General features: G+C 36.9%; 28 protein-coding genes. 7 read left to right on the top strand and 21 right to left on the bottom strand.

Annotated features, from left to right (window positions below):
* Positions 1–10: 10 nt before the first annotated feature.
* From BMZ04_RS16840 to BMZ04_RS16795, 10 genes are all read right to left on the bottom strand, one after another.
* Positions 11–847, bottom strand: coding sequence for an alkaline phosphatase family protein (locus BMZ04_RS16840; RefSeq protein WP_093274113.1), 837 nt, complete (start codon positions 845–847; stop codon positions 11–13).
* Positions 837–1,925: an ABC transporter substrate-binding protein gene (locus BMZ04_RS16835; RefSeq protein ID WP_093274112.1), complete on the bottom strand. Its 1,089-nt coding sequence runs from the start codon at positions 1,923–1,925 to the stop codon at positions 837–839. Before BMZ04_RS16835 ends, BMZ04_RS16840 begins: the two co-directional genes overlap by 11 nt.
* A gap of 526 nt (positions 1,926–2,451) precedes the next feature.
* Positions 2,452–3,219 (bottom strand): LysM peptidoglycan-binding and 3D domain-containing protein, encoded by a 768-nt coding sequence (locus tag BMZ04_RS23075; protein WP_304442107.1) that lies wholly within the window; start codon positions 3,217–3,219, stop codon positions 2,452–2,454.
* A 277-nt stretch (positions 3,220–3,496) separates the two neighbouring features.
* Positions 3,497–4,690 carry a thiolase family protein gene (locus BMZ04_RS16825; protein WP_093274108.1) on the bottom strand — a complete coding sequence of 398 codons (1,194 nt, stop codon included), beginning with the start codon at positions 4,688–4,690 and terminating at the stop codon, positions 3,497–3,499.
* Between the two features lie 18 nt (positions 4,691–4,708).
* Complete coding sequence (locus BMZ04_RS16820) at positions 4,709–5,821, bottom strand: muconate cycloisomerase family protein (RefSeq protein WP_093274105.1); 1,113 nt, start codon at positions 5,819–5,821, stop codon at positions 4,709–4,711.
* Between the two features lie 21 nt (positions 5,822–5,842).
* Positions 5,843–6,481: a 3-oxoacid CoA-transferase subunit B gene (locus BMZ04_RS16815; RefSeq protein ID WP_093274100.1), complete on the bottom strand. Its 639-nt coding sequence runs from the start codon at positions 6,479–6,481 to the stop codon at positions 5,843–5,845.
* Entirely contained in the window at positions 6,478–7,164 is a 687-nt protein-coding gene (locus tag BMZ04_RS16810) for a CoA transferase subunit A (protein WP_093274093.1), read from the bottom strand. The genes BMZ04_RS16815 and BMZ04_RS16810 overlap by 4 nt, the downstream gene beginning before the upstream one ends.
* 12 nt (positions 7,165–7,176) lie before the next feature.
* On the bottom strand, positions 7,177–7,899 hold the full coding sequence (locus BMZ04_RS16805; protein WP_093274089.1) for a carboxymuconolactone decarboxylase family protein: 723 nt from the start codon (positions 7,897–7,899) through the stop codon (positions 7,177–7,179).
* A gap of 14 nt (positions 7,900–7,913) precedes the next feature.
* Positions 7,914–8,747, bottom strand: coding sequence for an alpha/beta fold hydrolase (locus BMZ04_RS16800; protein ID WP_093274085.1), 834 nt, complete (start codon positions 8,745–8,747; stop codon positions 7,914–7,916).
* Between the two features lie 137 nt (positions 8,748–8,884).
* Positions 8,885–9,652, bottom strand: coding sequence for a dioxygenase family protein (locus tag BMZ04_RS16795; protein ID WP_093274082.1), 768 nt, complete (start codon positions 9,650–9,652; stop codon positions 8,885–8,887).
* A gap of 179 nt (positions 9,653–9,831) precedes the next feature.
* On the opposite strand from BMZ04_RS16795, the gene BMZ04_RS16790 reads away from it, so the two are divergent.
* Entirely contained in the window at positions 9,832–10,638 is an 807-nt protein-coding gene (locus BMZ04_RS16790) for an IclR family transcriptional regulator domain-containing protein (RefSeq protein ID WP_093274078.1), read from the top strand.
* Between the two features lie 59 nt (positions 10,639–10,697).
* Here BMZ04_RS16790 and BMZ04_RS16785 read toward each other — a convergent pair whose 3' ends face one another.
* Together BMZ04_RS16785 and BMZ04_RS16780 are read right to left on the bottom strand one after the other, a co-directional pair.
* On the bottom strand, positions 10,698–11,303 hold the full coding sequence (locus BMZ04_RS16785; protein ID WP_093274074.1) for a LysE/ArgO family amino acid transporter: 606 nt from the start codon (positions 11,301–11,303) through the stop codon (positions 10,698–10,700).
* 12 nt (positions 11,304–11,315) lie between these two features.
* Positions 11,316–11,756, bottom strand: coding sequence for an Lrp/AsnC family transcriptional regulator (locus BMZ04_RS16780; protein WP_093274064.1), 441 nt, complete (start codon positions 11,754–11,756; stop codon positions 11,316–11,318).
* A gap of 398 nt (positions 11,757–12,154) precedes the next feature.
* On the opposite strand from BMZ04_RS16780, the gene BMZ04_RS22930 reads away from it, so the two are divergent.
* On the top strand, positions 12,155–12,262 hold the full coding sequence (locus BMZ04_RS22930) for a putative holin-like toxin (protein WP_255367985.1): 108 nt from the start codon (positions 12,155–12,157) through the stop codon (positions 12,260–12,262).
* 560 nt (positions 12,263–12,822) lie between these two features.
* Here BMZ04_RS22930 and BMZ04_RS22480 read toward each other — a convergent pair.
* Positions 12,823–12,981 carry a hypothetical protein gene (locus BMZ04_RS22480; RefSeq protein ID WP_177184486.1) on the bottom strand — a complete coding sequence of 53 codons (159 nt, stop codon included), beginning with the start codon at positions 12,979–12,981 and terminating at the stop codon, positions 12,823–12,825.
* A gap of 241 nt (positions 12,982–13,222) precedes the next feature.
* On the bottom strand, positions 13,223–13,468 hold the full coding sequence (locus BMZ04_RS16770) for a hypothetical protein (RefSeq protein WP_093274058.1): 246 nt from the start codon (positions 13,466–13,468) through the stop codon (positions 13,223–13,225).
* A 328-nt stretch (positions 13,469–13,796) separates the two neighbouring features.
* Between BMZ04_RS16770 and BMZ04_RS16765 the strand changes: the two genes are divergently transcribed.
* Positions 13,797–15,317, top strand: a complete 1,521-nt coding sequence (locus BMZ04_RS16765) for a glycosyltransferase family 2 protein (protein ID WP_369802685.1) — start codon at positions 13,797–13,799, stop codon at positions 15,315–15,317.
* Between the two features lie 114 nt (positions 15,318–15,431).
* Positions 15,432–16,316: a UTP--glucose-1-phosphate uridylyltransferase GalU gene (gene galU / locus BMZ04_RS16760; RefSeq protein ID WP_093274056.1), complete on the top strand. Its 885-nt coding sequence runs from the start codon at positions 15,432–15,434 to the stop codon at positions 16,314–16,316.
* A gap of 135 nt (positions 16,317–16,451) precedes the next feature.
* On the opposite strand, the gene BMZ04_RS16755 is transcribed toward galU, so the two are convergent.
* Both BMZ04_RS16755 and BMZ04_RS16750 read right to left on the bottom strand, forming a co-directional pair.
* Positions 16,452–17,183 carry an MBL fold metallo-hydrolase gene (locus BMZ04_RS16755; protein WP_093274052.1) on the bottom strand — a complete coding sequence of 244 codons (732 nt, stop codon included), beginning with the start codon at positions 17,181–17,183 and terminating at the stop codon, positions 16,452–16,454.
* Between the two features lie 50 nt (positions 17,184–17,233).
* Positions 17,234–18,358 carry an NADH-dependent flavin oxidoreductase gene (locus BMZ04_RS16750; RefSeq protein ID WP_093274049.1) on the bottom strand — a complete coding sequence of 375 codons (1,125 nt, stop codon included), beginning with the start codon at positions 18,356–18,358 and terminating at the stop codon, positions 17,234–17,236.
* A gap of 359 nt (positions 18,359–18,717) precedes the next feature.
* Between BMZ04_RS16750 and BMZ04_RS16745 the strand changes: the two genes are divergently transcribed.
* Complete coding sequence (locus tag BMZ04_RS16745; protein ID WP_093274044.1) at positions 18,718–19,209, top strand: hypothetical protein; 492 nt, start codon at positions 18,718–18,720, stop codon at positions 19,207–19,209.
* A gap of 210 nt (positions 19,210–19,419) precedes the next feature.
* Positions 19,420–19,830, top strand: a complete 411-nt coding sequence (locus tag BMZ04_RS16740) for a pyrimidine dimer DNA glycosylase/endonuclease V (protein ID WP_369802688.1) — start codon at positions 19,420–19,422, stop codon at positions 19,828–19,830.
* A 229-nt stretch (positions 19,831–20,059) separates the two neighbouring features.
* On the opposite strand, the gene BMZ04_RS16735 is transcribed toward BMZ04_RS16740, so the two are convergent.
* From BMZ04_RS16735 to BMZ04_RS16720, 4 genes are all read right to left on the bottom strand, one after another.
* The gene (locus BMZ04_RS16735) at positions 20,060–20,281 is read right to left on the bottom strand and encodes a hypothetical protein (RefSeq protein WP_093274036.1); all 222 of its coding nucleotides are present in this window, start codon (positions 20,279–20,281) and stop codon (positions 20,060–20,062) included.
* Between the two features lie 357 nt (positions 20,282–20,638).
* Positions 20,639–21,076: a VOC family protein gene (locus tag BMZ04_RS16730; protein ID WP_093274033.1), complete on the bottom strand. Its 438-nt coding sequence runs from the start codon at positions 21,074–21,076 to the stop codon at positions 20,639–20,641.
* A gap of 148 nt (positions 21,077–21,224) precedes the next feature.
* Positions 21,225–21,527, bottom strand: coding sequence for a DUF3139 domain-containing protein (locus tag BMZ04_RS16725; RefSeq protein WP_093274028.1), 303 nt, complete (start codon positions 21,525–21,527; stop codon positions 21,225–21,227).
* Between the two features lie 187 nt (positions 21,528–21,714).
* On the bottom strand, positions 21,715–22,260 hold the full coding sequence (locus BMZ04_RS16720) for a GNAT family N-acetyltransferase (protein ID WP_093274023.1): 546 nt from the start codon (positions 22,258–22,260) through the stop codon (positions 21,715–21,717).
* 454 nt (positions 22,261–22,714) lie between these two features.
* On the opposite strand from BMZ04_RS16720, the gene BMZ04_RS16715 reads away from it, so the two are divergent.
* Entirely contained in the window at positions 22,715–23,278 is a 564-nt protein-coding gene (locus tag BMZ04_RS16715; RefSeq protein ID WP_093274019.1) for a hypothetical protein, read from the top strand.
* A gap of 731 nt (positions 23,279–24,009) precedes the next feature.
* Here BMZ04_RS16715 and BMZ04_RS16710 read toward each other — a convergent pair.
* Complete coding sequence (locus tag BMZ04_RS16710) at positions 24,010–25,257, bottom strand: DUF4153 domain-containing protein (RefSeq protein ID WP_093274015.1); 1,248 nt, start codon at positions 25,255–25,257, stop codon at positions 24,010–24,012.
* Between the last annotated feature and the right edge of the window lie 25 nt (positions 25,258–25,282).

Genomic DNA, 25,282 nt, shown 5'->3' with positions numbered 1-25,282 from the left:
AAAAGAGGCACTAGGCCTCTTTTTTCGTACGTGCACCGTTCAGAAGAAGAGGAACCATTTCTTCTGAAGGCTCTATATCTAGTAATTGACAAACTAAAGGCGCCACTTGAAGCTGTGAAACAATTCCTTCATTAATACCCGGCTTCACTTGATTCGACAATACAAACATTGGAACATGTCTATCTTCAATCGTATTACCGCCATGATTCCCATCGTTGGTCATTCCGTGATCGGCAGTTACAACCACTTCATACCCTTGCTCTAAACATTTAGGAATGAACAAAGATAGAATCGCATCTACCGCTAATACACGATTACGATATTCCTTGGAATCTGCCGTAAACTTATGTCCATCGTCATCCACATTCATCGGATGAATATATAAAAAGTCCGGCTGTTTAGCATCCATTAACCAAGCTGCTTCTGCAAATAAATGGCTATCTGGATAATGATCTTCGAAATAGAATAAGCCATTTTCAATCGGAAGATCGGTATCCAATTGAATACGATCCGCAAAATGATTAAAAGGGGCACGATTATATAGTTCACTTACCCAGTGATAAGCAGCAGCAGCGGTTGTTTTCCCGCTCTCTTTTGCTAAATGAAATAAGCTTGTTTGATTGGATAAACGTACAGTAGCATTGCTAGTGACACCATGAATAATTGGAGGTGTCCCCGTTAAAATCGTCTCATATAATGGGCGAGAAAGAGATGGTACTTCTGAGCGCACTTCATAGCGCGCAGCAGCACCTCTTTCCACTAAATGTTGCATAAATCCCATATGTGTACATGCAGTATCATATCTAAGTGCATCTATCACTATAAGAACTACACGATTATTTGACATGGATTAACACCTGTTCTTGGTACATTTGTGGAATTTGTTTCGTAGTTTCTTCCCACGCTTTTTGATCGCCAACTGGTTTTGCATTTGCATACATTTCCGCTGGTAATAACAATGCTTCTACTTCTGCAGAAAGCTCCACGCTTTCACGAATTGGACGAGCGTATCCTTTTGCCAGATTTTCTTGTCCTGCATCCGATAATATATACTCACGCGTTAACATTGCTGCATGTGGATTTTTTGCATATTTATTGATAACTGTTGCATATCCAGAAATAACAGATCCTTCTTCTGGAATTACTACATCAAAACGAGATTCATCAATTTGGCTGCGGTAGCCTAAGGAGTTGAAATCCCACATAATTGCTACATCAATTTCACCTTTTTCCAAGTTTGCAACTGTTGCATCACCTTGTAAACGACCTTGTTTCGCAAGCTCTGCGAAGAAATCAATACCTGGTTGTAAATTTTTCTCATCTCCGCCATAAGCCATAGCTGCTGCTAAAATAGCAAACTGTGCTTGGTTTGCAGTTAATGCATCCCCAATACTCACGTTGAAATCACCGTTTTTAATGTCATCCCATGATTTAGGTGGGTTTTTCACATTATTTGTATCCGTTAAAAAGGACATTGTACCTGTATATCCAACAACCCAATGACCTTCATCGTCTTTAGCCCATTCTGGAATATCGTCCCAGTAAGAAGTTTTATAAGCTAATGTCAAATCTTTGTCTTTTGCAATCGGTCCAAACGCAATACCAACGTCTCCGATATCAGCCGTTGCATCTTCCTTTTCCGCTTCAAACTTTGCAAGTTCTTCTGCACTCGACATATCTGTATCTGAATGGTCTAAGTTGTACTCAGTTCCAAGCTCTTCCCAAGTTTCCACCCAGTTTGCCCAAGTATCCGGCATTCCGACCGAATTTACTTTACCTTCTTCTTTTGCTTTTGTTGTAATCTCATCTAACGATAAATCGTTGCCATTAACTGTTGTTTTAGCCGAACTATCCGAACAAGCCGCCAAAATAGATATCGCTAGTACACCGATTAAACTTTTCTTCCAGACGCGATTAAAAGACATTGATGAAAACCTCCGTTTGTTTATGTTTGTTTTGATTTGCTTACAAGGTTTATATTACGAAACAAACATTAAGCAAGTATGGAGGGGTTAATAATGTTAAGTAAAAATTGTTGAGTTATTGTGAAGGTGTATGGAGAACTTGGAGTACGATTGAGATACTCCTTCATTTTAAGCACAAAAAAACTACCCTTATATAGGATAGTTTGCGTAATAGGAATAGAGTACACTCTAAGGTGACAGCCTGGATTTTCATTCCAGGCGGACGCCTTCCGCTTCAATCAATGGAATGCGCCTAATCAGCGGATAATCTTAATAAAGTTTTTGACTCATAATTTCATTCCAATAAATGGTTGAACAAGACAGAATCCACTGCGAACGAGACATACTTGCCTTCGAACACGACAAAGACCAGCTCGAAAGCGACAAACCAGCTACCGAACGCGACAAAGAAAGTTACCCCATAATATTAGATTTCAAGTCTCATAAAAAAATCCTATGCAAAACACTTTGCATAGGATTCCGCTTATTAATTGAGTACTTTAAGTTTCACCTTTTTGACGCCCCATTCCATCGCACTATCATAGGATGGAATAAATACATCGATCTTATGACCTTTTATAGCCCCACCTGTATCACCGGCAATGGCCTCTCCATAACCTTCCACCCAAACTTTTGTGCCTAGTGGAATAATTCTTGGATCAACGGCAATTACTTTCTGATTCGGATTGGAACGCAAGTCAATTCCATATGCTGTCGTTCCAGAACATCCTGTACAGTATGCGGTATAAGCAGTCGCTGTTACAAGCAATTCATTCACTACTTGTTCCTCTGCGACCTCTACTTTTTCTTCCTTCACTTCTGGTACTACGACTGGTGGGGGTGTAACAATTGGGCTGGATACGGTCGCCACCTTCCTATCAGGTTTCTTATGAACGGTATCCACACTGACACCACCGCTCACAATTAATTCCTTACCTGGATGTATTACATCTCCCGCTAAGTTATTCCATTCAACTAGCGACTCCAATGGAATATTATGTTTAAGTGCAATTCGAAACAAATTATCCCCTTCCATAACCTTATATGTTTTAGGCTCTGCTTCCAGTTCCACTGGTGGATAATTGACCATACCCATATCTAAAGCATATTGAAATGGCAGTTCATATTCTACCGGAAAACTATCGGAAGCATCGAAACCGCTTGCACCTATGCCTATAGGGAGATCCGCCGCTTGTGCTACAGTATTCATTGAAAACGTAATAAGCACAATGAACAAAAATGTTCTAAAATTCAAATAAAACTCCTCCTTTGCAAGTAAACTGTTAAACATTTTAATTCCTCACAGTCTTGCCCAAAAACTTCGAAAAACAAACATTCTAATTAAATAAAAAGAAGCCATCTTCCAAAACAATTAAAATCTGTTTTGAAAAATGGCTTTATTTTTCGTGAAATTCCAGTATAAGAAAGTACAGTTTTACTAGAAATTAATGGCTAAAGGAAACGAAATTTGTGAGATAAGCAACTATTCGGAGTCTCTCACAAAACAAAAGAGCCGCCTAAGCAGCTCTCACTCAAACTTGCATATTCTCAATGATTGTTGCAATGCCCATACCGCCAGCTATACACAGTGTCACCGCACCGTATTTCTTACCAGTACGTTCTAATTCATGCACTAACTTCGTCAATAATATAGCACCAGTTGCGCCAATTGGATGACCCATTGCAATGGCTCCACCGTTTGGATTTACTTTGCTGTAATCTAAATCTAACTCATTCACACAGGCAACTGCTTGCGATGCGAACGCTTCATTCAATTCTACTACATCTAAATCCGCCATCGACAAATTAGTTTGCTTCAATGCCTTTTGCATCGCATATACAGGACCCATTCCCATTAACTCAGGTGCACATCCTACAGAAGCTTGTGCGATTATTCGTGCCTTTGGTTTGTAGCCACGTTTTAATGCTTCTTCTTCAGACATTACTAATAACGCAGCTGCTCCATCATTACGACCACTAGCGTTACCCGCAGTTACCGTACCGCCTTCTTTGAATACTGGTTTCAATGCTGCCAACTTCTCTAAAGTTGTTTCTCTAGGGTGCTCGTCGACTTTGAATTCTACAATGCCTTTACGAGTTTTCACTGGATACGGTGCTATTTCTTTATCAAAAAATCCTTTTTCAATTGCATTTTTCGTTTTTTCCTGACTGCTTAATGCAAATTCATCTTGTGCTTCTCTTGAAATACCATACTTTTCTGCTACATTTTCTGCTGTGATTCCCATATTCAAATCGCCATATACTTCTCTTGGCTGAGAGCCAGGTTGACTTGCAGTATTCGGATCTTTCAGCGAGACATCTCCAGACTTTGTTCCAAAGCGTACACTATTCACGTAATATGGTGCAGTACTCATCGACTCTGCTCCACCCGCAATAATAATTTCGCTTAATCCAGTTTGAATTTGTTGAGCTGCAGAGTTTAGCGCTTGAACGCCTGATCCACATTGTCGATGAATTGTATATCCAGGAATCTCTACAGGTAGCCCAGCTCGAAGCATCGCAACTCTTGCTAGGTTTGATACATCCGCACTTTGTTTCGCTTGACCTAAAATCACTTCTTCTACAGCAGTTTTATCTATTTCTGTGCGACGAATTAATTCCTCTATTACATGTGATCCTAAGAAATCTACTGTTTCATTGCCAAGGCTTCCACCAAGTTTTCCTATTGCTGTACGAACAGCATCTACGATTACTACATTTTTCATTTCATCATCTCCAACCTATTAGCTTCTTGCATAATGCTTCACTTTTTCACGATCAATTTCTACACCAAATCCAGGACCGGTTGGAATAACCACTTCAAAGTTTTCAAACTTAATAGGTTCCAACGTAAGATCATCTTTAAATAATAAAGGACCAAATATCTCTGTACCAAATTTCATTTCTGGAATTGTTGCGTACAGTTGAGCACAAATCGCTGTTCCTAAACTAGACTCGATCATCGTACCTCCATACAATCCAATTCCTGCTGCTTCCGCTATACCCGCCACTTTTTTTGTTTGCGTTAGCCCTCCTGCTTTACAAGGTTTTAACGCGATACAATTTCCTGCACGGTGCTTCGAAATTTGGAACACATCTTGTATGCTATTTGCAGCTTCATCTGCCATAATCGGTACTTTGAAACGAGACGTCAACCTTGCCATTCCTTCATAATTCCACGTTGGTAGTGGCTGTTCTACCATAGAAACGCCACCATCTTCTAAAGCAGCGATACAATAATTTGCTGTATCCTCATCCCACGCTTGATTGACATCAACCGTAATGCGTGCCTCGTCTCCAACGGCCTGTTTAATCTTTCGAACATGCTCAACATTTTTAAAAGGATCGCCTTTTCCGATTTTCAATTTGAAAATATTATGGCGCTTTTGATGCAAGAATTCTTTCGCTTCTTCAATATCTTTTGCAGTATTTCCACTAGCAAGCGTCCATGCAATTGGCAATGAAGTATGAATTTGGCCTCCGAACAATTCGAAAGCTGCCACTCCTTTACTACGCGCGGCTAAATCGATAATTGCTGCTTCCACAACCGTTTTGGCAAAGTTATTGCCTCTTACTTGTTGGGAAACTTCATACATAATCTTGTCAAAGTGAACTGGATCTTTCCCTATTACTAGTGGTGCAATATACGTATCAATATTTGCTTTAATCGCTTCAGGTGTCGACTCTCCATAGGATGCTCCTCCAATTGTCGCCACTTCGGACCAACCTTCACGACCTTCTTCATCCGTGACACAACCTACGACGATCGATTGGGAGACGATTGTATGCATAGCTAATTGGTGTGGGCGAATTGTTGGTAAATCTAATATATAAACATCAAAAGAACGTATTTTCATATAGAACCAATCCTCTTCTATTTAATGTATAAAATCAGCTTCCGTTTTTGCTCGTAATTCTTCAATCGTTACACCTGGCATTAACTCGACTAGCTTCAATTGCTTATCCACTACTTCAAACACTGCGAGTTCCGTGAAAATCATATCAACGCTTCTTGTCGATGTAATTGGATATGTACACTCTTTTAGCAACTTGCTACTACCATCTTTAGATGTATGGCTCATCGTCACAAATACTTTCTTTGCACCGACCAATAAATCCATCGCACCGCCGACACCCATAATATTCTTCCCAGGAACGGCCCAGTTCGCAATAACACCAATCTGATCAACTTGAAGCGCACCAAGAATTGCTACATCTACATGCCCTCCACGAATCATCGCAAAGGAATCTGAGCTATTGAAATATGAGGCACCAATTGCCTCCCCGACTGGTAACTTTCCTGCATTTACAAGGTTTGGATCGATATCCGCTTCCTCTACATCTGTTACTCCGAGCAGACCATTTTCCGTATGCATGTAAATATTTCCTGCATCCATATATTCTGCAACAAGCGTAGGAATACCAATTCCTAAGTTCACAACACAAGGTCCTTCGAGTTCAGCTGCGACACGCTTAGCGATTAAATGCTGCATATCTGTTTTATTCATTGAAGTCATTTGTTCACAACCCCTTCCTTCGTCAACACTTGCTGCGCTTTAATGATTGTATCGACATACAAAAATGGCGTCACGATTTCTTCTGGATTTAACTCTCCAGGTTCCACAATTTCATCCACTTCTACGATTACTTTGTTAGCAGCAGTTGCCATAAGCGGGTTAAAGTTACGAGCAGTTTTGTAATAAACAAGATTTCCAAGGGTGTCTGCTTTATGTGCACGAATTAGTGCAACATCAGCACGAATTGCCTTTTCGAAAATATAGTTCACTCCATCAATCTCTCGTTCTTCTTTACCTTTTGCGAGATCCGTTCCAACACCAGTCTTCGTGTAGTATCCTCCTAGTCCAGCTCCACCTGCACGTAAAGATTCGGCCAATGTCCCTTGAGGAAGCAATTCTAGCTCGATTTCTCCTTTTTGATACTTGTCCCCAACATCCCGGTTACTTGTAAAATAAGAGCCTATCCCTTTTTTAATCTTGTTTTGATTCAGTAAAATACCAAGACCTTTTCCCGATTCACCTAAGTTATTACTAACAATCGTTAAATCCGTTACATCTTTTTCTGTTAACCCCTCTATTAATGAAAGAGGTGCTCCTATTAAACCAAAACCACCTACTAAAACGGTATGACCACTCTCTACACAAGCTAAAGCATCTTTAATATCACTGATAACCTTTGACATATTGAACTCTCCTTACTTAATCTCTAACTTTAATGAATCACTAATTTCAAACCATGCAGGAATACCAGCCGTTAACACACAAATATACCCAACATCCGCTAATTCAGCTTCCGTTACGCCGACTGCTCTTGCTTTTTCGATCCAAGGAACCGCATCCGCTCCTCGTAACTGAGTAATATAATTTCCAACCATATTCAAATGCTTCATACGCGTAGACACATGGCCTTCACCAAGAAGCTTTTCTTCAATTTTAGCCTTGTCACCACTTTGAATTATTGCTAGTGAATCTACTATAAAGCTAGTATCCTCGCTACCTAACCACGTAATGATCGTCTCAAAAATCTCTTCAAGCGATTCCGGATCCTTCTGTGATTGCGTTACTTTTAATCCTTTTAACTCCAGAGCATAGGCAAGTCCCTCGAGCGATACTTTTAAAGCTGCAGTTCCTCCATATAAATAAGAAACTAAAAAGTATTCTACTAACTCAGGAATCGTCGAACCAAAATCAATCGCGCCCTTCGTGTGATAACCCATACTACGTGCATACAATCTAGCTGCGTTCATACTCGCTAAAAGCACATCTTTTTCCTTGCGAGATAACGCTCCGTCTTGCATGATTTCTCCACGTAACTCAGTATAATGATCCAGTACAACTGGGCTGTAATCATGCATTTTTTGCACCCAACCCGGAACTTCATCGTACACTTGTTTAAAATACTCCAGCCCTTTACTCATAGTTTCCACCTCTATTAAATTTTGTTTAAGAAAGTTTCTAAATAACTATTAATATCTTCCCGTTTTTCAAACACCATCGTGTAATGATTACAGTCCGAGACAACTGTTTCGATTTGCTTTGTATAGCTTTGTGTTTCTTCATAATCTGTTATGTAAAAAAGTGGTGGCATCGAACCGATATTGCCTTTTGCATATACAAGTAGTACTGGGCATTCAATTTGCGCACAGATCTCTTTTGGACTAAATGTATAGAAGCTATTAAAATCAGCAACTATACGTGCTTCCGTTGATTTGTTCTCCCAATGGTCTCCTACAAGCCCGACCTCGTATTCAACTGTATCTTGTAATACACCATTCCACTCGACGCCTAGGTTCGTATATATTTTTTTAATTTCTTCTACGTAATGTTCTTTTGACGTAAACTCTCTGCTAATTCTTCCTAAAGAAGGCTGTACAATCTCTCGTTGATGTTCCGTAGTTTTTGCAGCACCGTCCAGTAATATTAGACCTTGCACCGACTTTAATCGACTCGCCACAATCGCCGAAATAAAAGCACCCATCGAATATCCTAATAGAATAGGATTTTCAATCTTCAACTCATTTATTAAACCGACAATATCATCCGCATGTTTGAAAATGGATGGTTCTACATCTGTCTCATCACTATTCCCGCGACCGCGTAAATCTACTGAAATAAAACGATATTCTCCTTTAAACTTTTCAGCGTAGTAATGCATATTCTTATGCGTTCCAGTTAACCCATGAATCGCAATAATCGGTCCCTTTTCTCCTGGATAATCAGCAACTTGAATAGAATTTCCATTAACATTTACTTTGTAAAATTCCATGTTTCCACCTCTTTTTGTACGATATGTGTACACTTTTACTCCATTCGTACATTATTATATTTATCATACCAAAATATTTGAAAAAGTCTAATAAAAATAGCTATCAAGATACACTCGATAGCTATAGAATTATTTTTTTATTCAGTTCGCATAACAAAGTTTAAGCTAGCTTCTTTATGGTCACCTTTATCAATCAGTTTAGTTGTAAGGGTTGAGCGAACACCGCTGGCAACATCAGTTTCTAACCATTGGTCTCCTTCAAAGAATACTTGTGTAATTAAAGTTTCATGTCCTTCGTGTTCGAACTTAATATGAATATGCGCTGGGCGGTATGCATGATAACCTGCAGCAAATGTAAATTCACCAGTAGGACCATTTGTTGGAATTTGATATGGAATTGGTACGATCGATTGTACTTCAAAATCTCCATTCTCGTCTGTGTAGAACTGCCCTCTTAAATTGAAATCCGGTGCAGTAGAATCATAGTTCGAATATAATCCGTCCGCATCGTCTTGCCACCACTCGACCTTCGTTTTTCCGATTGGTCCATTTACAGAGCTAACGTTTCCGATAAATCTCAATTTATCTCCAGGCTCATCAGGACGTTGCGGAATAACCACTTTAGATCCTTCGAGCAGTGGTGAGTTCTCCTCATAGTAAGGTCCAAGTAACGATGGCTCTGTTCCTGGAGCGTTTTTATATTTTGCTTCTAACACATATGTTTCTACAAAAACGTCTAAGAATAATGGAATCTCTCCACTTCTACCTAAACGATCCGCCCATTTAACGAAGTTTGTATACTCTTCATGATTAAACTGTTGCTCGTCTAAAAATGCTTTCATATGTTTTACGAATCCTTCATACGCCTCTAATACCCTTGCATTTTTCACTGCTACTTCTGTCATTTTATTTCCCCCTAAGATTTGTTTGTTTTTCCCATCTTCTTTGTAAGCGCATTCATTTCTATTAAAAAAATAAAGAAACTATTGAAAGAATACTTGCTAAATACTTTTAATTTATGTACGATATACGTACACGAGTACTTTATTCGTACAAATTCATTTTAACATAAGGGGTAATATACTTGTCAACAGAGAAGTTAGATAATTTCAAACAATCAGGAGACTACATACAATCTTTAGAACGCGGACTACAAGTAATTCAAGCGTTTTCACAGGACAATCAAGCACTCACAATTAGTGCTGTTTCGAAAATAACTGGACTAAGTAGACCTACCGCTCGAAGAATTTTATTAACACTAGAACATTTAGGCTTCGCCGAATCCAACAACAGTGTATTCTCATTGACGGCTCGTACACTATCACTCGGCTACGCATACTTATCTTCTAATAATCGTTGGAGCATCGCCCATACGTTTATGCGTGATTTCGTCAATCAAACCGGAGAATCTTGCTCTATTTCAATTCTAGATGGCACAGATATCATTTATGTAGCACGTGTTTCCACGAAACGAATTATGTCCATCAACTTAGATGTAGGTTCACGCCTACCAGCATATGCAACATCTATGGGCCATGTCCTACTTGCATACTTGCCAAAAGAAAGATTAGAAAGTTATTTAGAGTCCTTCGATTTCGAAAAATTTACAGATAAAACGATTGTTGATAAAGAGCAGCTGCTCACTATGCTAGAAGAAGTTCGGGAAAATGAATGGGGCGGTGTCGATCAGCAGTTAGAAGAAGGTCTCCGTTCCATCGCTGTACCGCTTCGAGATGCATCTGGAAAAGTATTCGCTGCTTTTAACTGCTCTGTTCATGCAGGGCGCGTTTCAAGAGAAGTACTACGTAATGAGTTTTTACCCCTTTTACAAGAAACCGGCGAGAAAATCAGTGAAGCTATGGCGATTACGAATGACTCGAGATATGTGTAGGCTTTAGACAATTACTCAAAATAAAATCCAGGCAAACTAAATGGTTTCTGCCTGGATTTCTATTTGACTGCTGTTCGTATTCCAAACGCCACCAACACGATTCCTACGATTATATTCAATCCTTTCAGCACAACTGGCTCTGCAAAAATAAGTAGAAAACTACCCAAAATAGAAATGAGCATTAGAAAAAACAAAGTAGATAACACCGCACCAAGCCCAAAGGAATACATATCCCTTTGCTGTAAATTTTCTTCTACTAATTTAGTAGACAAAACGCCAGCCCAAAATAGAATCGTTAATGGATTAGAAAGTGTTAAAACAAGCGTTTTAACAAATATTATTTCTACACTTTGTTCAGAGTGAAAATTTAAACTTGGGATAATGGAAAAACCAAAAACCCCTACTATGTTACTTAAACCAAACAGAACAAGGACTGCTGCTCCAAAGTAACGAATGACTTCTTTCATCTTTGGATACTTATTCAGTATCTTCCCTATTCCAATTATTGCGGCAAGTATATAGAGACCATCAATTATGGCTACTCCCAATACACCTGTTGCTGCTGCAACAAATCCAGAAGTGGCTGCAGTTTGAAAAATAAACAAACAGATTGGCCCAACTGCAATTTGCAGAAACATTCCAAAACGAAACCCTTTCCAAATCATCTGCTATTTCCCCTACCGATTTAACTTCTCTGTTAATGTAGATAACACGATCAAAGTGTTGGAAGTTTGAACTCCTCGAATCGATTTTAGCTTTTCACTTAGAAAAACTTCTAATTGAGCAGTATCTTCTACTAACACCTTTAACATATAATCATATTCTCCCGCCATATGATGGCATTCCATCACTTCGGAAAACTGAATAATCGATTCTCTGAATTGCTGGATATTCGCTGTATGATCGATATTTACAAAAATAATTGCTAACAATTTATAGCCCATTTTTTCACGGTTTATTTTAACTGTGTATTGTTCAATTATGTTTGCAACTTCTAATTTTCTGATTCGCTCCGATACAGCAGGTATGGAGAGGTTCACTTTCTTGCTAATGTCAGAAGCTGTGGACCTACCATTTTCCTTTAACACTTCTAGAATTTTCGCATCGATTATATCCATGATTCCATCACCTTTTCGCATTCATTTAACTATATTATATAAAATACTTACACTTAATAAATAGAATCAATAAAAACCAATAATAAATAAAGTATTTGTTAAATACACTTTATTTATTAAAACATTAAAGGTTCTCTATAAATAAACACTTTAAAATCTAAAGCAACTTTTTACTTCTTGAACACTCCAACACTATTCCGAAATATTCAAGAGCCTTACATTTATTACTCAAAACAAAATCCAGGTCAGAAACAACCTTTCATTGCCTCTGACCTGGATAATTTTTTTTGATAATTCTGACCTCAAAAAGATCATTCGTTCTATTATGTGCTATAATCATTTTACAATTGCATAGCAGGGTGGGCGGTTGGTCACTTCCTTTCAAGGAGGTGATGCCAATGACCATATACGAAGCAATCAGTTTGTTAATACAGCTTAGTGCTGTACTATTAGCGGCTTTTTCAATCGTTGTGACATTGATTATTTTCTTTGAAAAAAAGAAATAACCGTCCCCTGAGCTAAAGGTTTAACGGTTACTTCTTACCCGGACCAACCGCTCTTTCTGCGGTTTGCAATTGTGAGGCTGGATATTCGCGTATCCAGTCTTTTTATTGTACGTTTCTAAATTCATTATATACAGAAACTTTGTTGCATTCAACATATACGACGTGAAAGAAAACTGTTTAGTACTATCTTGAAAATGTTTCCGACAAATCTATACATACAGTATATTTTAAAGAGCAAAATAAGGTATAGGTCATATCAAATTGGAGGGAATGTAGCTTGAAACATGATGTAAACGCGAAAAATGAAAAACAGGTGCAATGAATAATAATTTAGATGCTGCAACGTTACAAATGAATCCTGATATCGCCAAACAACATATTAAACCTAAAGTAGAAAATCCAAGCACACAAAAAAACGATAATTCAAAAATGCTTTAATTCAGAGAGGCAACAACCACCTAAGGTGTTGTTGCCTCAATTGCGCTGTTCCCCCCAAAAAGAGAATCTAAATTAAAAATCCCACATGGAGTCACGGATTTCATTATATTAACTTTCTAAACTTAATTTCCGCCGCGTTCATCCACATGGTGGTCATTTTGACCATCTTTCACCTGAAGTTTTTCTTTCTGTTGCTCACTTAACTCATTAGGCTTTCCTTGTTCAACAGTTAGATCTTTTTGATTGGAGGAATCCTTTTCATGATTTGACTCTTTTTTCATCACATTCACCTTCCTAATGTTCTTTTCACCCTTTCTTTTCCCTAAAATAATTGTTTCTAACATTTTCTTTTAAAACTTAATGATCCGAGCATCTCTCCCCACAAAAAATACAGCCTTTCGCGTAAGCGTTTGGCTGTCTAGTCTACCAAAAGTCACTGTCTTGAAAAATGGCCCATTTAACATTCTTGTAAACTCGGTTGCACCATGTGTAAACACCGATGCTTCGTGGAGCATATTATGATTATTCTTCTTGTATGAATTTCACCACATCATATCCACAATCATTACAGACCATCAAATGAGGACAAATTTGATCTCTCGCTGTATTTGGATACCCATCACCCATTTTCACAGTCTCTTCATCATTATAATGTCCATATGGATCTAAAAAATCAGATACCTTACCTGAGTCGTCTAACTGGGTACCACAATTGGGACAAGAAACTTCTAATTCTTTTAATGAATTACATAAAGGACACATCGCCATAAGTATCGCTCCTTTTAGCTTTCCTCTATAGTATTCATCATTTTATGGATACTATGTACAATAAAAAAGGATAACATTACCATTAAATTGAAATATGCCAAGTTATATATTCCTTCAAATATATCGACTCATAAAGCCTAAAGTTAGCAATTACATAGTTTTCATTTTGGTAGTAAGGAATAAATTACGGGACAACTAAAAACTAGTACTACTTGCCTATCATCCCACATATTTTAGTTATGTACTTACTTATAATTACATTCAGCATAACAATTTATTTATCTTGCCCGTTTTTTGTTTTATAAGATGAAGGAGTGATTGGTTAAGTATGATGGATTCCGCTATGATGAATATTTCCAATGGTAGCACTGTAGCAAGAGTAAGGAATACGTATATGAAGCCAAGAATTGTTGCCTTTATTCCCGCACATAATGAAGAGAAATCAATCCGTGACTGTTTAGCTGGTTTAGGGGATCAAACCTTACCAAAAGACGTGGAACTTGATGTGATTGTGATTGCTGATAACTGTACAGATCGGACAGAGGAAATAGCATTAGAAGCAGGACTTGAATTCAACCTAAGATTGAGAGTTCTTACGACAAAAAATAATAAACAACGAAAAGTCGGAGCGTTAAACTCAGCTTGGAAAAGTATTTATGGAGATCCTTTAGACTTATATGATAAAAAATTAAACATACAAGAGGAATATTACAAACATTCCATCAAGGCAATACTTGGGATGGATGCAGATAGTCGACTAGCACCAGACGCATTATCTCAATTATGGGATGGACTCATGAGTTCTCGAAATATTGGTGGAGTAATGGCTAAGTACACCATGAGGATGCCAAAAAAGAAAAGCCTTATTCCAAAAGATGATGTTTATTATGAAGAAAAGATTGCAACCGGTGAGTATGGGGGTCCAATTTCACGTTGGTGGACACATCAACAAAAACAAGATATGGCAAGCTGGCTACTAGATCTCCAATATAGCGGAGGAAGTACATACGTTCTTGGCGGCCAAGCGACCTTATTTAGACCAGAAGCATTACAAGAAGTTATAGATGAAAACAAGTTAGATGGTCCTTGGCAAGATGAAAGTGATGTAGAGGATATGCTTTTAACCTGGCAAATCCAGAAGAAATGGAAAACACTAATTAGTCCTACTGCCCGTTGTTTTGTGGACGCGATGAGGTCGTATCATACCTTTCGACAACAACGAAATAAATGGCAATCGGGAACTGTTGAATTACTTACAAATAGGGATATCGGAGTTAAATCAAAACACCGCGCAAGAATATGGCGTTCCCAAATAAAATCATTTATCAATTTGACAATACGCGCATTATTAATGTTACTACTAGTTGTAGCTCTTGCAACAGACCAATTCTTTTGGTCTTGGATATGGCTTACACCTGTTGTTATAGCATCTATATTAAATACTATACTAGCAATAAAAACCCCCATGCATAGACCAATAGATGTCATTTTAGCTGCATTGCTGATTAGCCCTGAAATATATTTATGGGTCAATTTAATTACCTTTGCAAATGTATGGTTAGGAAAATTCTCCGCTGTAAAAAAAGACGGTTGGGCAATCCAGTATAACGCCGAGAGAGGCAATACACGAAGTAAACTTACAGAAGGGATCGTAGTTATTATCCTTTTGATTGCACTAGGAACTTACTTCTGTATTGATCAACGAGCTTTATTAACAAGTGAAAAGGTACAGACGGCAGTACAGCCTTATTTAGAAACAGGCTGGGTAGTTCTAACATATTTAACGGTTTACTCATCTCTGGCTATGATCTATCAAATCTGGAAATTAAGAGTTAGGCATAGAGCTTAAAAATTTCAAGAAGTGCTCTATACGATTGTCTAACTTTTGGGAGAGTTCGTCCAAGTACTAGACGATTGTTCAACTGCTCACTATACAAAGTAATTAAGATTGAAGGAGGATGTAATGAAGATAAAAAAAGCAATCATTCCTGCAGCTGGATTTGGGACTAGATTTTTACCAGCAACTAAAGCACAACCAAAGGAAATGCTACCGATAGTCGATAAGCCTACCATCCAATATATTGTGGAAGAAGCAATAGCGTCTGGAATTGAGGAAATTATCATCGTTACAGGAAAAGGAAAACGCTCCATTGAGGACCATTTTGATTTTGCCCCTGAATTGGAGCAAAACCTATTAAAAACAGGAAAATTGGACTTATTAGACAAGGTTCGTTACTCTACAAACCTTGCAGAAATTCACTATATTCGTCAAAAAGAGCCAAAGGGGCTTGGGCACGCTATTTGGTGTGCACGTAATTTTGTTGGTAATGACCCATTTGCTGTTCTCCTAGGTGATGATATCGTTCAGAGCGAAACACCTTGTTTAAAACAATTAATTGATATATATGAAGAAACTCATTCATCTGTTATCGGGGTTCAAACAGTTCCGAGTAAAGAAACACACCGATATGGAATAATTGATCCAGGTTCACAAGTGGAAAAACTTTACCAGGTACTAAACTTTGTTGAAAAGCCAGCTCAAGGAACAGCTCCTTCCAATCTTGCCATAATGGGACGCTATATTCTTACACCTGAAATCTTTATGTTTTTAAATAAGCATGAAGTAGGAGCAGGGGGAGAAATTCAGTTAACCGATGCCATACAGAAACTAAACCAAATTCAACGGGTGTTCGCATATGATTTTGAAGGAAAAAGATATGATGTTGGAGATAAGATTGGGTTTGTGAAAACTACAATTGAATTTGCACTTCAGCAAGAGGATCTTCGAGATGAACTATCTACTTACATTAAAGAATTAAGTATGACCATTAACGATATCGTAAATTAAAAACCTAAAATTATAAGAAGACTAGCTGAGAAAGAAATTGGCGTAAAGTCCCTTTTCAAAGCTAGTTGTTTCCCCTTCAATGCATATAAAAACTGATAGAACAAATGCCTTAAAGGGCATTCATTCCATCAGCTTTTATAATTCAATCAGCATTCCTGGTTCTGCTAATTCTATGTTTTCATTGCCTTGTTTTTTTGCACTAACTATTAAATCGTTTAAGTCACCGTAGTGTGGAAGATGTGTTAATAACACCTTTTTTGCATTTGATTGATATGCTAGTATACCTGCCTGCTCGGACGTCATATGTCCGGAAGCTGCTCCGTCCATTCCTTGATACAAGCTACTTTCCGTAATAAGAAGATCAGCGTTAGCTGCAAATGAAATTAAATCTGGCGTGAAGCTAGTATCAGATGTAAATACAATACTTTTATTGCTACATACTATTTTTATACTATACGTTTCAACTGGATGAATATTTCTCATAAATGTACAGATGAATGGTCCGATTTCTAACTTACTCTTTTCGTTAAATGAAGCAAATCGAGAATACGCAACATCCTCCACCTGCTTTCTCATGTCTTCATCCTCTGGTCCATACACACATAATTCTTCATCTGCTCTACCTAAATGTGTATTCACTAGTCTAGAAAATAAATACGCTCCAATATCGCTAAAATGATCATAATGATAATGGGTTAGTATGACATGATTAATATCATTTAAATCTATATAGTTTTGTAATTCCGTTAATACTCCACTTCCGCAATCGATTAATAACGAAAACCCTTCATGCTGAATTAAGTATCCCGAACAAGGACCATTCTTTTTAGGGAATCCTCCCCACATACCAATCACTCTACACTCCATAGGTTTTAGCCTCTTTCTTCGAATCCTTCCGATAATTCAGCCATGCGCTTTTAATCTTCTACAGGTAACCAGCCTTTTACATTCATCAGCCTGTCCCATAATGGATCTGGAATAACTAATTCTTCCTGGGCATGTCTAGAAAGAGTTTTACGTATTTGGTCTTCCTCACCTGCTTGGACTTTCTCCATCCACTTCGGCTCCATTAGTAGTTCGCGACCTAAAGCAATGAGTGGGACACCTGTTTCAAGTGCTTCTACCACTTCATCTGGTGTATGCAATGAACCTACTCCAATTACCGGAACACGATCTCCTATTTTTTCATGTATTTTAATAATTCTTGACTGTGTTTTATCTTTTTCACGGAAGGAGCCATTCCAGAAATGATTTACAGACACATGTAAATAGTCTAATCCTTGATCTGCTAGCTTATCGACAAATTGAAAAGTGTCTTCCAACTGAATCCCTGGATTACTTCCTTCTTCCGGTGATATTCGATAGCCAACGATAAATGGATTCTTTGCGTATTCCTTTACGGCTTTTTTGACAGAATCTACGATAGCTAAAGGAAACTTCATACGATTCTCAAGAGATCCACCCCATAGATCTTCTCTTCTATTTGAATGTGGAGAGAAAAATTGCTGTAATAAATAGGTGTTCGCGCCGTGGATTTCTACTCCATCAAAACCTGCTTCTATAGCTCTTCTAGTAGCGTCACCAAAAGCTTGGATTGTATTATTTATTTCATCTTCTGTCATCTCTCTCGGAACTGTTGCGCCTTCATGTTCCGTAGCAATTGCACTCGCTGAAACTGGTTGTTGATCTGGCAGTAATCGTGGTGGCGACTGTCTGCCACCATGATAAATTTGTATAATCGCTTTTGTCCCATTCGACTGGATAGTTTGCGCTATTTTTTTCAATCCTGGAAGGAATTTATCATCATCAATACCGAATTGCCCCGGAAATCCTTTACCGTCTTTACTCACATACGCACAGGCAGTAATGAATGTTCCGACTCCACCGGTACGCTCTTTATAATAAGCTAGCTCACTTTGCGAAACCTCTCCATTTTCTTCAGAGGAATAGTTAGTCATAGGCGCGACCATAATTCGATTTTTTACTTCTACTCCTGATGGAAACGTAAATTCTTGAAAAATCTTTTCGTATTTTTGCTTCATTTGTATTAACTCCTTTTTTAGCCCTTCCTAAGAAGGACAATGTGTTATCTATATTTAATACTACAGAAGTTAGCCGTACTCTTCCAACAATCTGCCATATAAAATTCCCTATGCTACACACTATTCCGTGATAGTATGCTACACAGGGATTTATTTATTGTTCCGATCTTGCCATTAGTTTCTATACGTATGTAACTAGTATTTTTTTCATCATAAAGAGATTCATTTTTTTGTACCTATGTAAATGGACTTGAAACCGCATGCAAAAATGTACACCATAACAGGTCCTTTCACATAAATTAATAGAAATGGAAACAGCTTCTGGTTCTATCTATTGAAATTGAAAGGAAGATAGTTGAATGGTAAATTTTCAACCTTTTCATGGTGTCGTCACCATGATTAGTGATTTTGCGATTGAACAGAATGGAGAAGGAGAAGGTTGTTATACATTAATGTCTGTAACTAACAGCAACGGAGATTTAGTAAATTTTGTGGTATCCCCTACTACTTATTTTGTAGACCATGCTATGGTAGCAGTAGGAGATTGGGTAACTGGATATTATGATGCAAATACACCTGTTCCTTTTATTTACCCACCACAATATCGGGCACTTGTTATGGTAAAAGATAGTGCCTATCAAAATGTAAAAGTGGATTATTTTAATAGCCAGTTAGAGAGTAGTGATGGTCAATTAAGATTAAATATTTCACCATCGACACCAATATTATTAACAAATGGGCAAGCCTTTACAAGAAACCCTGCAAATCGGAATTTAATTGTTAGCTATGGACCTACCACCAGAAGTATCCCCGCTCAAACCACCCCCTATAAAATTATCGTTTGGTGTTAGTGTTTGTTACTGAAGCGTGAAAGTGAGATTTTCACTACGTATAAGAAAAGCGATTCCAAGAATTTTCATATTCTTAGAATCGCTTCTTTATTTATGATATCGGTCTCGGCCTCCGAGGGAGAATCATTGATTTAAATCAAGAATGAATGCTTTTAAGAAAAAAAATGAATTTATTTTGTTATCATTACTGTACAATTGGTTGAACAGGAGATGATTTTTTTGCGTTTATGGCACCAAAGTTTACTCAGCACCTTGCCGAAATCACAGCTGTTAGCACAATGGCGTGAGTTAAATAGTATTTTTGCGAAAGAAGATCGTCATATTCTCATTAACTATATTTATGACTACCCAAAAGATGATTTATTTGCCTATACACAGCTTGTTCTGCGTGAAATGCGTGCACGTGATATTAATATTCGCACGGTAGATAAAATGGAACGTTATTTTGCAAATGGACCTTTTGAGAAGGTAACACATCCATTCGTTCATCATCATAACGAGGAATACTTCGAGATATGTTATTTTAATCTAAAAGAAAAATTTATGCGTGGGCAGAAGGATTTTGATGCGGAGCGCTATGAGGCTTTAACGAAGATGTATGTAGTCGAGATGGGAAAATAGCATTTGATTGCCCCGTATAGCAAACAAACATGAATGTTTCTTTGCTACACAATGACAGAAGCGCCAAGTCCATAGCGATGTTTGCGGTCAATCTCAAGCAAATACTCACATTGTCAAAAGAAAAGGCTAAGATAAAGTTAATGATCAATTTTGGATAGAAAAATGAGCTTGGAGAAGCATTTCCAAGCTCGTTTTTACCTGTCTTTTTTTACCAAATCACCCCATTAGCTTAACAACTATGTTGTCTTTTTTGATAGTAATTACCGATAAAATAACTACAAATTATTGCGATAATAAAAGGAATTACTGAACCTCCAGCTTCGAACCCTGTTGAAGTTTCCTCGTAAAAACTAAACATGAACAATTTAAAATGAAACAAATATCCAATCAATAAAAGTAAACTGCTTACACCAATAAATGTTATTAAACCTGCAAATACTGTTTTTATCAACCACTACACCTTCTTTTCGTTGTTATACTTATTCCAATTATAAAACCACTCTTAATAAATCCCTTTTTACTTATCTCCGCTTGGACCATTATGAAAAGTATTGTGATTATAATAGGAACTAGAAACAAAAAAACACCTCTTATATTAGTAGGGTAATACAGCAATTATTACAATACCTTTATTAGTGTAATTTATTGTTTATTTTATCGGATGTTCCTCTTCAACTAACCTGTACCTTTAGTTCAACAAGAAAAAACTACCCTTACAGGCAGCCACTTGCTTAACTAAAGCACCCGATAGTTTAAGAAGAAATCTTTAAAGTTGGAAATTTAAATCATTTAAAGTCCCATTCAATATTTATCTGATTTTCTCCGCCAACTCTAAAATAATTCCCTCTGGACCACGAACATAACATAACTTATAACTCTCTTCATACTGCTGTATCTCACTAAAGATTTCCGTGCCCTTCTTTTTCAACTTCGCAACAATAGCTTCAATATCTTCAACAGCAAAGCAAATATGTCGGATCCCCAACGTATTTGCAAAAGGTTGCTGAATATCTTTTTCATCTGACGGAGTATAAAATTTGACTAGCTCTATCCATGCCTGACCATCTGGCATCCCCAATCCTACACATGCCGTTTTAACATCATTAAGCCCAACTATTCTGTCTAACTGTTCTCCATCCAATTCCCATTCCGCTTGCACTTCAAGTCCTAAATCAAGAAAAAACGCTTTAGCCTCTGAAAGATCATTTACGTTTATACTCACATGATCTATTCTATTGATCTTCATATCTCGTACCTCCCATGTTTCCGTTATTTTCAATACCTATATTCGTGTAAAGTTTGGTTAAAATTCTATTTCGCTTAAGACAGAAAATATCCTTCTTCAACAATCCTACCCCTTTAGTTTAATAAGACCAACAAAAAAGGGTCATAAATTACTGAACGTATTCTACTCCGTTTTCTATATAAGATTCCAAGACAACTTCACCTTTATTTTTGTAATAAAAGTATGTTTTCTCATCATCTTTCAATTTAACACTGACCATCCAATTCTTATCACCCTGTAAATTTGCAATAAATGGTTCGCTCGAAATAATGTCATCGTTTGGAATATTCTTTTCTGTAATTAGATAGTTAATTACACTTTCTTCAACGGTTGATTTTTTATATTGGATATAACTAAAAATAATTCCAACAATAATAAGAAATATTAATAAAACTGTTCCAAATTTCTTCACTTTGCAAACTCCTTAAAATATCTAAATTAATTTGTTATTCAACTAAACTGCGTCTTCAGATAGTGTAACATTTCACAATAGATTTCTGAGATCTACTTGATGTTTCGGATAAATAAATAGACCATCGAAATGATAGTCTTGTTCTGCTATAGCTACCAGTTAGTTGAAGAATGAGAACTCATTAGAATTATTCTTTAAATCTTCCCATTATTACGGTATTATAATAATTTCCATCTGATAACAGCTTATCCTTCTTTAATACTCCTTCTTCTTCAAAACCATACTTTTTATAGAGCATTATAGCCTTTTCATTGGTTTGAAGTACATTCAAAGTAATTTTCTTGATTTGATTTGTATCAGCCCATCTGATAGTTTCTTTTAACAAGTTTGTTCCAATGCCATATCCCCAGTAATCCTTAAGTATACAAACACCAAACTCAACTTTATGAGACATTCTTTTCAACTGATTTCCTTCACACCTTGAGAAGCCAACGATCTTACCGTTTGCTTCGCAAACTAAAAATAGATTATGAGGACTTTCGGTTTCTTCTTTGATTAGTTGTTTAAAACCTGCTTCATGTATGTACGCTTCGCCTTTTTCCCTATCCATATTTTCTGTTTCGCCATCTATCTGCAAACGTACTTCAGACAAGTTTTTGGCATCGTTCTCTTTTGCTGACCTTATAATATAACTAAAATTACGAATATGAAATTCTATCGGATTTACTCTTATGACAAACTCCTCCTTATCTTAACTATCCTGCAATTTGGGGCTTGAAAAGCTAAATAAAGTTTTGAATAATTATTTTATCACAATAATTAACTTACTTTTATAAAAAATTTTCTTGTTGAACTAACCTGCCGCGTTAGTTTAACGTGTAACATTCCACAATGGATATCTGAGATCTACTTGATGTTTTAAATAAAAAATAGAACATCGCAAAGATGGTCATGTTTAACTAAAGCACCCTTTACTTTAAGCCAATACTTCACAAAGTTCGTATATTTGCCATGAAAAGTTTGTATACAACGAATGAAACATACGTTACAATTCCATAAATAGAAATGATAGCCTAACAAGGTTTATGGTAAAACTTTTAGAATAATAACATTGAGGTGTATTGCTTACGAACATCTAAATAAAATTGTTTTTCTTTTTATTAATAGAATTGGGGGATGTGCATTTAATGGGGTTCTTTAAACGTTTTTTTAAGAAAGTAGAAGATGTTAATAATGGAGAAGCTGCTATTTCTGAACTTGAGTCTGAGTTATATTTAGAGTCACCTGAAGAAGAAGGAATGAATTTCTGGGTGGAAATTGCACAGAATATTATCGTAAATGCGGTTAAGGCGACTAACAACACAGTAGAACGTGCCTTTGTCTTGGTAGATATGGGGGAACAACCTTCTTTCGATATTTTTTATCAAGTAGATGGCTTGCTAGTTATGTGGAATCAACTTGAAAATCCTATTATAGAAGAGAAGATTCAAAATGAATTACTACCTCAAGCATCTACTGTCGCTTCTGCAGTAAATGGTAACTTTACACAAGTTGAACACCCTAAGATTGCATTTGCTGAGCTACAATTTGAATGGGCAACTGGTGCTTGGTTTTCTCATGTAATTTGGGAAGACGATGACAATGCAAATTTAGCAAAAGAAGAAATTTTAAGCAAATGGTTCAATGCCTTGAGTGCTGAGATTAAAAACCAACCATTAGACAGTGATACCAAACTTTCATGGTACCCTTAAAGTCTACTTTTAAAGGACATTAAAATTTTGAGGGCAAATATTATTAGGTACCAATGGGGATGCATTAAGAATTGAAGAGATTGATTTTATATACGAGAACAAATAGTTGCTTAATTATATGATACACCTCGTATGATTACCTATAGGGAGAAGTAGTGTATTCAAATTTTAGTATGAATACGCTTCTTAATTTGATAAAACAACGATCAAGTTAAACAGAGCTAAAAATTAAAAAGAATGTTTATTAAACTAAACTGCTTCTTTGGTTGAATAAGAATAAAGGCTGTCTACTAACAACCCTTTTTGCTAAAGCACCCGTTAGTTGAACAAGAAACGTGAAGCTTATTCAACAATCGTGCCTTTTAATTGAATAACTAAAGTCTGACCTCACTCATAATATTACTTAATTATTCTTCAACTAACGCCCTCTTTAGTGTAAGTACATCTTTTCACATTTAATCTAAATCAAACTCAAAATTAAAACCTGCAAGTTTAGCTTATCAAATACGTTTCATGAAATCCTTTTTCTTTTGGCACATGAAACTGGACATATTTTAAAGAATCTAGTTGCAACAATATAATATGTCTTCTAGTTTGAATACCCTCTTTTTAATTTTAGTAATGAAAATAAGCCAAGACTATGCAACTCTGTATAAAAAGCTGCATAATATCGGCTCTAAGAATTTATACGTTATAGAAGATTAGCTTTTCGTTACAATAACAGAGCCTTTCTAATTAAAAATTATAGGAAAAGTAAATGTAACGAAAGCTGCCCATAGTCCGTAGACCGGCAAATACTTAGTAACGGCATCTTGGATAGTTGAAGGTCCGGATTTGTTTTGTAGAAATCGCATATAGGAGAGCATAATCCAAATTAGATTTGCCCAGATAAGTATGTTTACTCCTAAAACAGCAAGTCTATTAGGCGTAATCCCATAAGAAGAAAGTCTGAACACGATGGCGGACAAGGCCACACTGTCAATGATAAGAGCAAGAATAATTAAGGCAAAATTTATATAATCTGAAATGTTCTTTTTCTCGTCTGAGTCGCTCTCGGTAATGGAAAATATGGTAACGGCCAATACACCAAGGAGTATTCCGTTGAAGGCTATCAGGAAATTGCGGTCCAAGAATGGATTTTTTCCGACCCATATAACCGTTATAAGATAGACCAACAATGTGACCAGGACAAGAGGACTAAAAATTTTAGCTATATATGGTGTAATATTCTTAGCAAGTTTAAGATTCATTGATACCAGGTATGCAGCCACAATAGCGAGAGCCGCAGCACCAAATAAAACGACATTACTAAAATAGAATTCTTCTATATCCAGGCCAACAAAGCTAAATAACTGCATGGTTAATGCCGCTAGTACCATTCCGCTAACTGCCATGCTGGCGTAGAGAATACAATATTCCAAATTAAATTTAATAAAGGCTAATCTTGTACTGCCTTTTGAATATTCATTTCCTGTAAATGCAAGTCCTACCAATACCCATAAGAATATGGGAAGGTGTAAATAAACAAGGATAATACTGTCTTTATAATTTAACGGCAGCATATTAAGATAAATCCCTGAAATTAGGAACAATGCTGCAAGGGAATAAATAACACTTTTTTTCGGAGTATTATTGTAAACAAAATAGGCAGCAATAAAGGGAATTATACCAAAAGCCAGGTTAATTGGAGCAATTGCTTCCTGTTCGACAAAATGGAAAATGATCCTGGTGCTTATCCCGGCCAGAATGGCTAAAATTCCCATGAATAAGAAACCTTTTTGAAGCAAGGAAGATTTTTCTGTATTTGCCGTCTCCTTGAAATGCAATCTTTCATACCAAACACCAAGAACCTGAGAATCAGGGTTTTGTTCCCATGCGTGTGGGAATGACCTTTTAAAAGCTTTCGGGTCTTTTCTATACATTCTCTCCAGCTCATGAGGGTTAGCAATATTTCGAATAATCGAATTGTTAATTTCCATAGTTATACCTCCCCTAATAATTGTT

The sequence above is a fragment of the Psychrobacillus sp. OK032 genome, from assembly GCF_900111345.1.
Taxonomy (GTDB): domain Bacteria; phylum Bacillota; class Bacilli; order Bacillales_A; family Planococcaceae; genus Psychrobacillus.
Note: the sequence above shows the minus strand (reverse complement) of the source record. Positions and strands in the feature narration are given on the sequence as shown.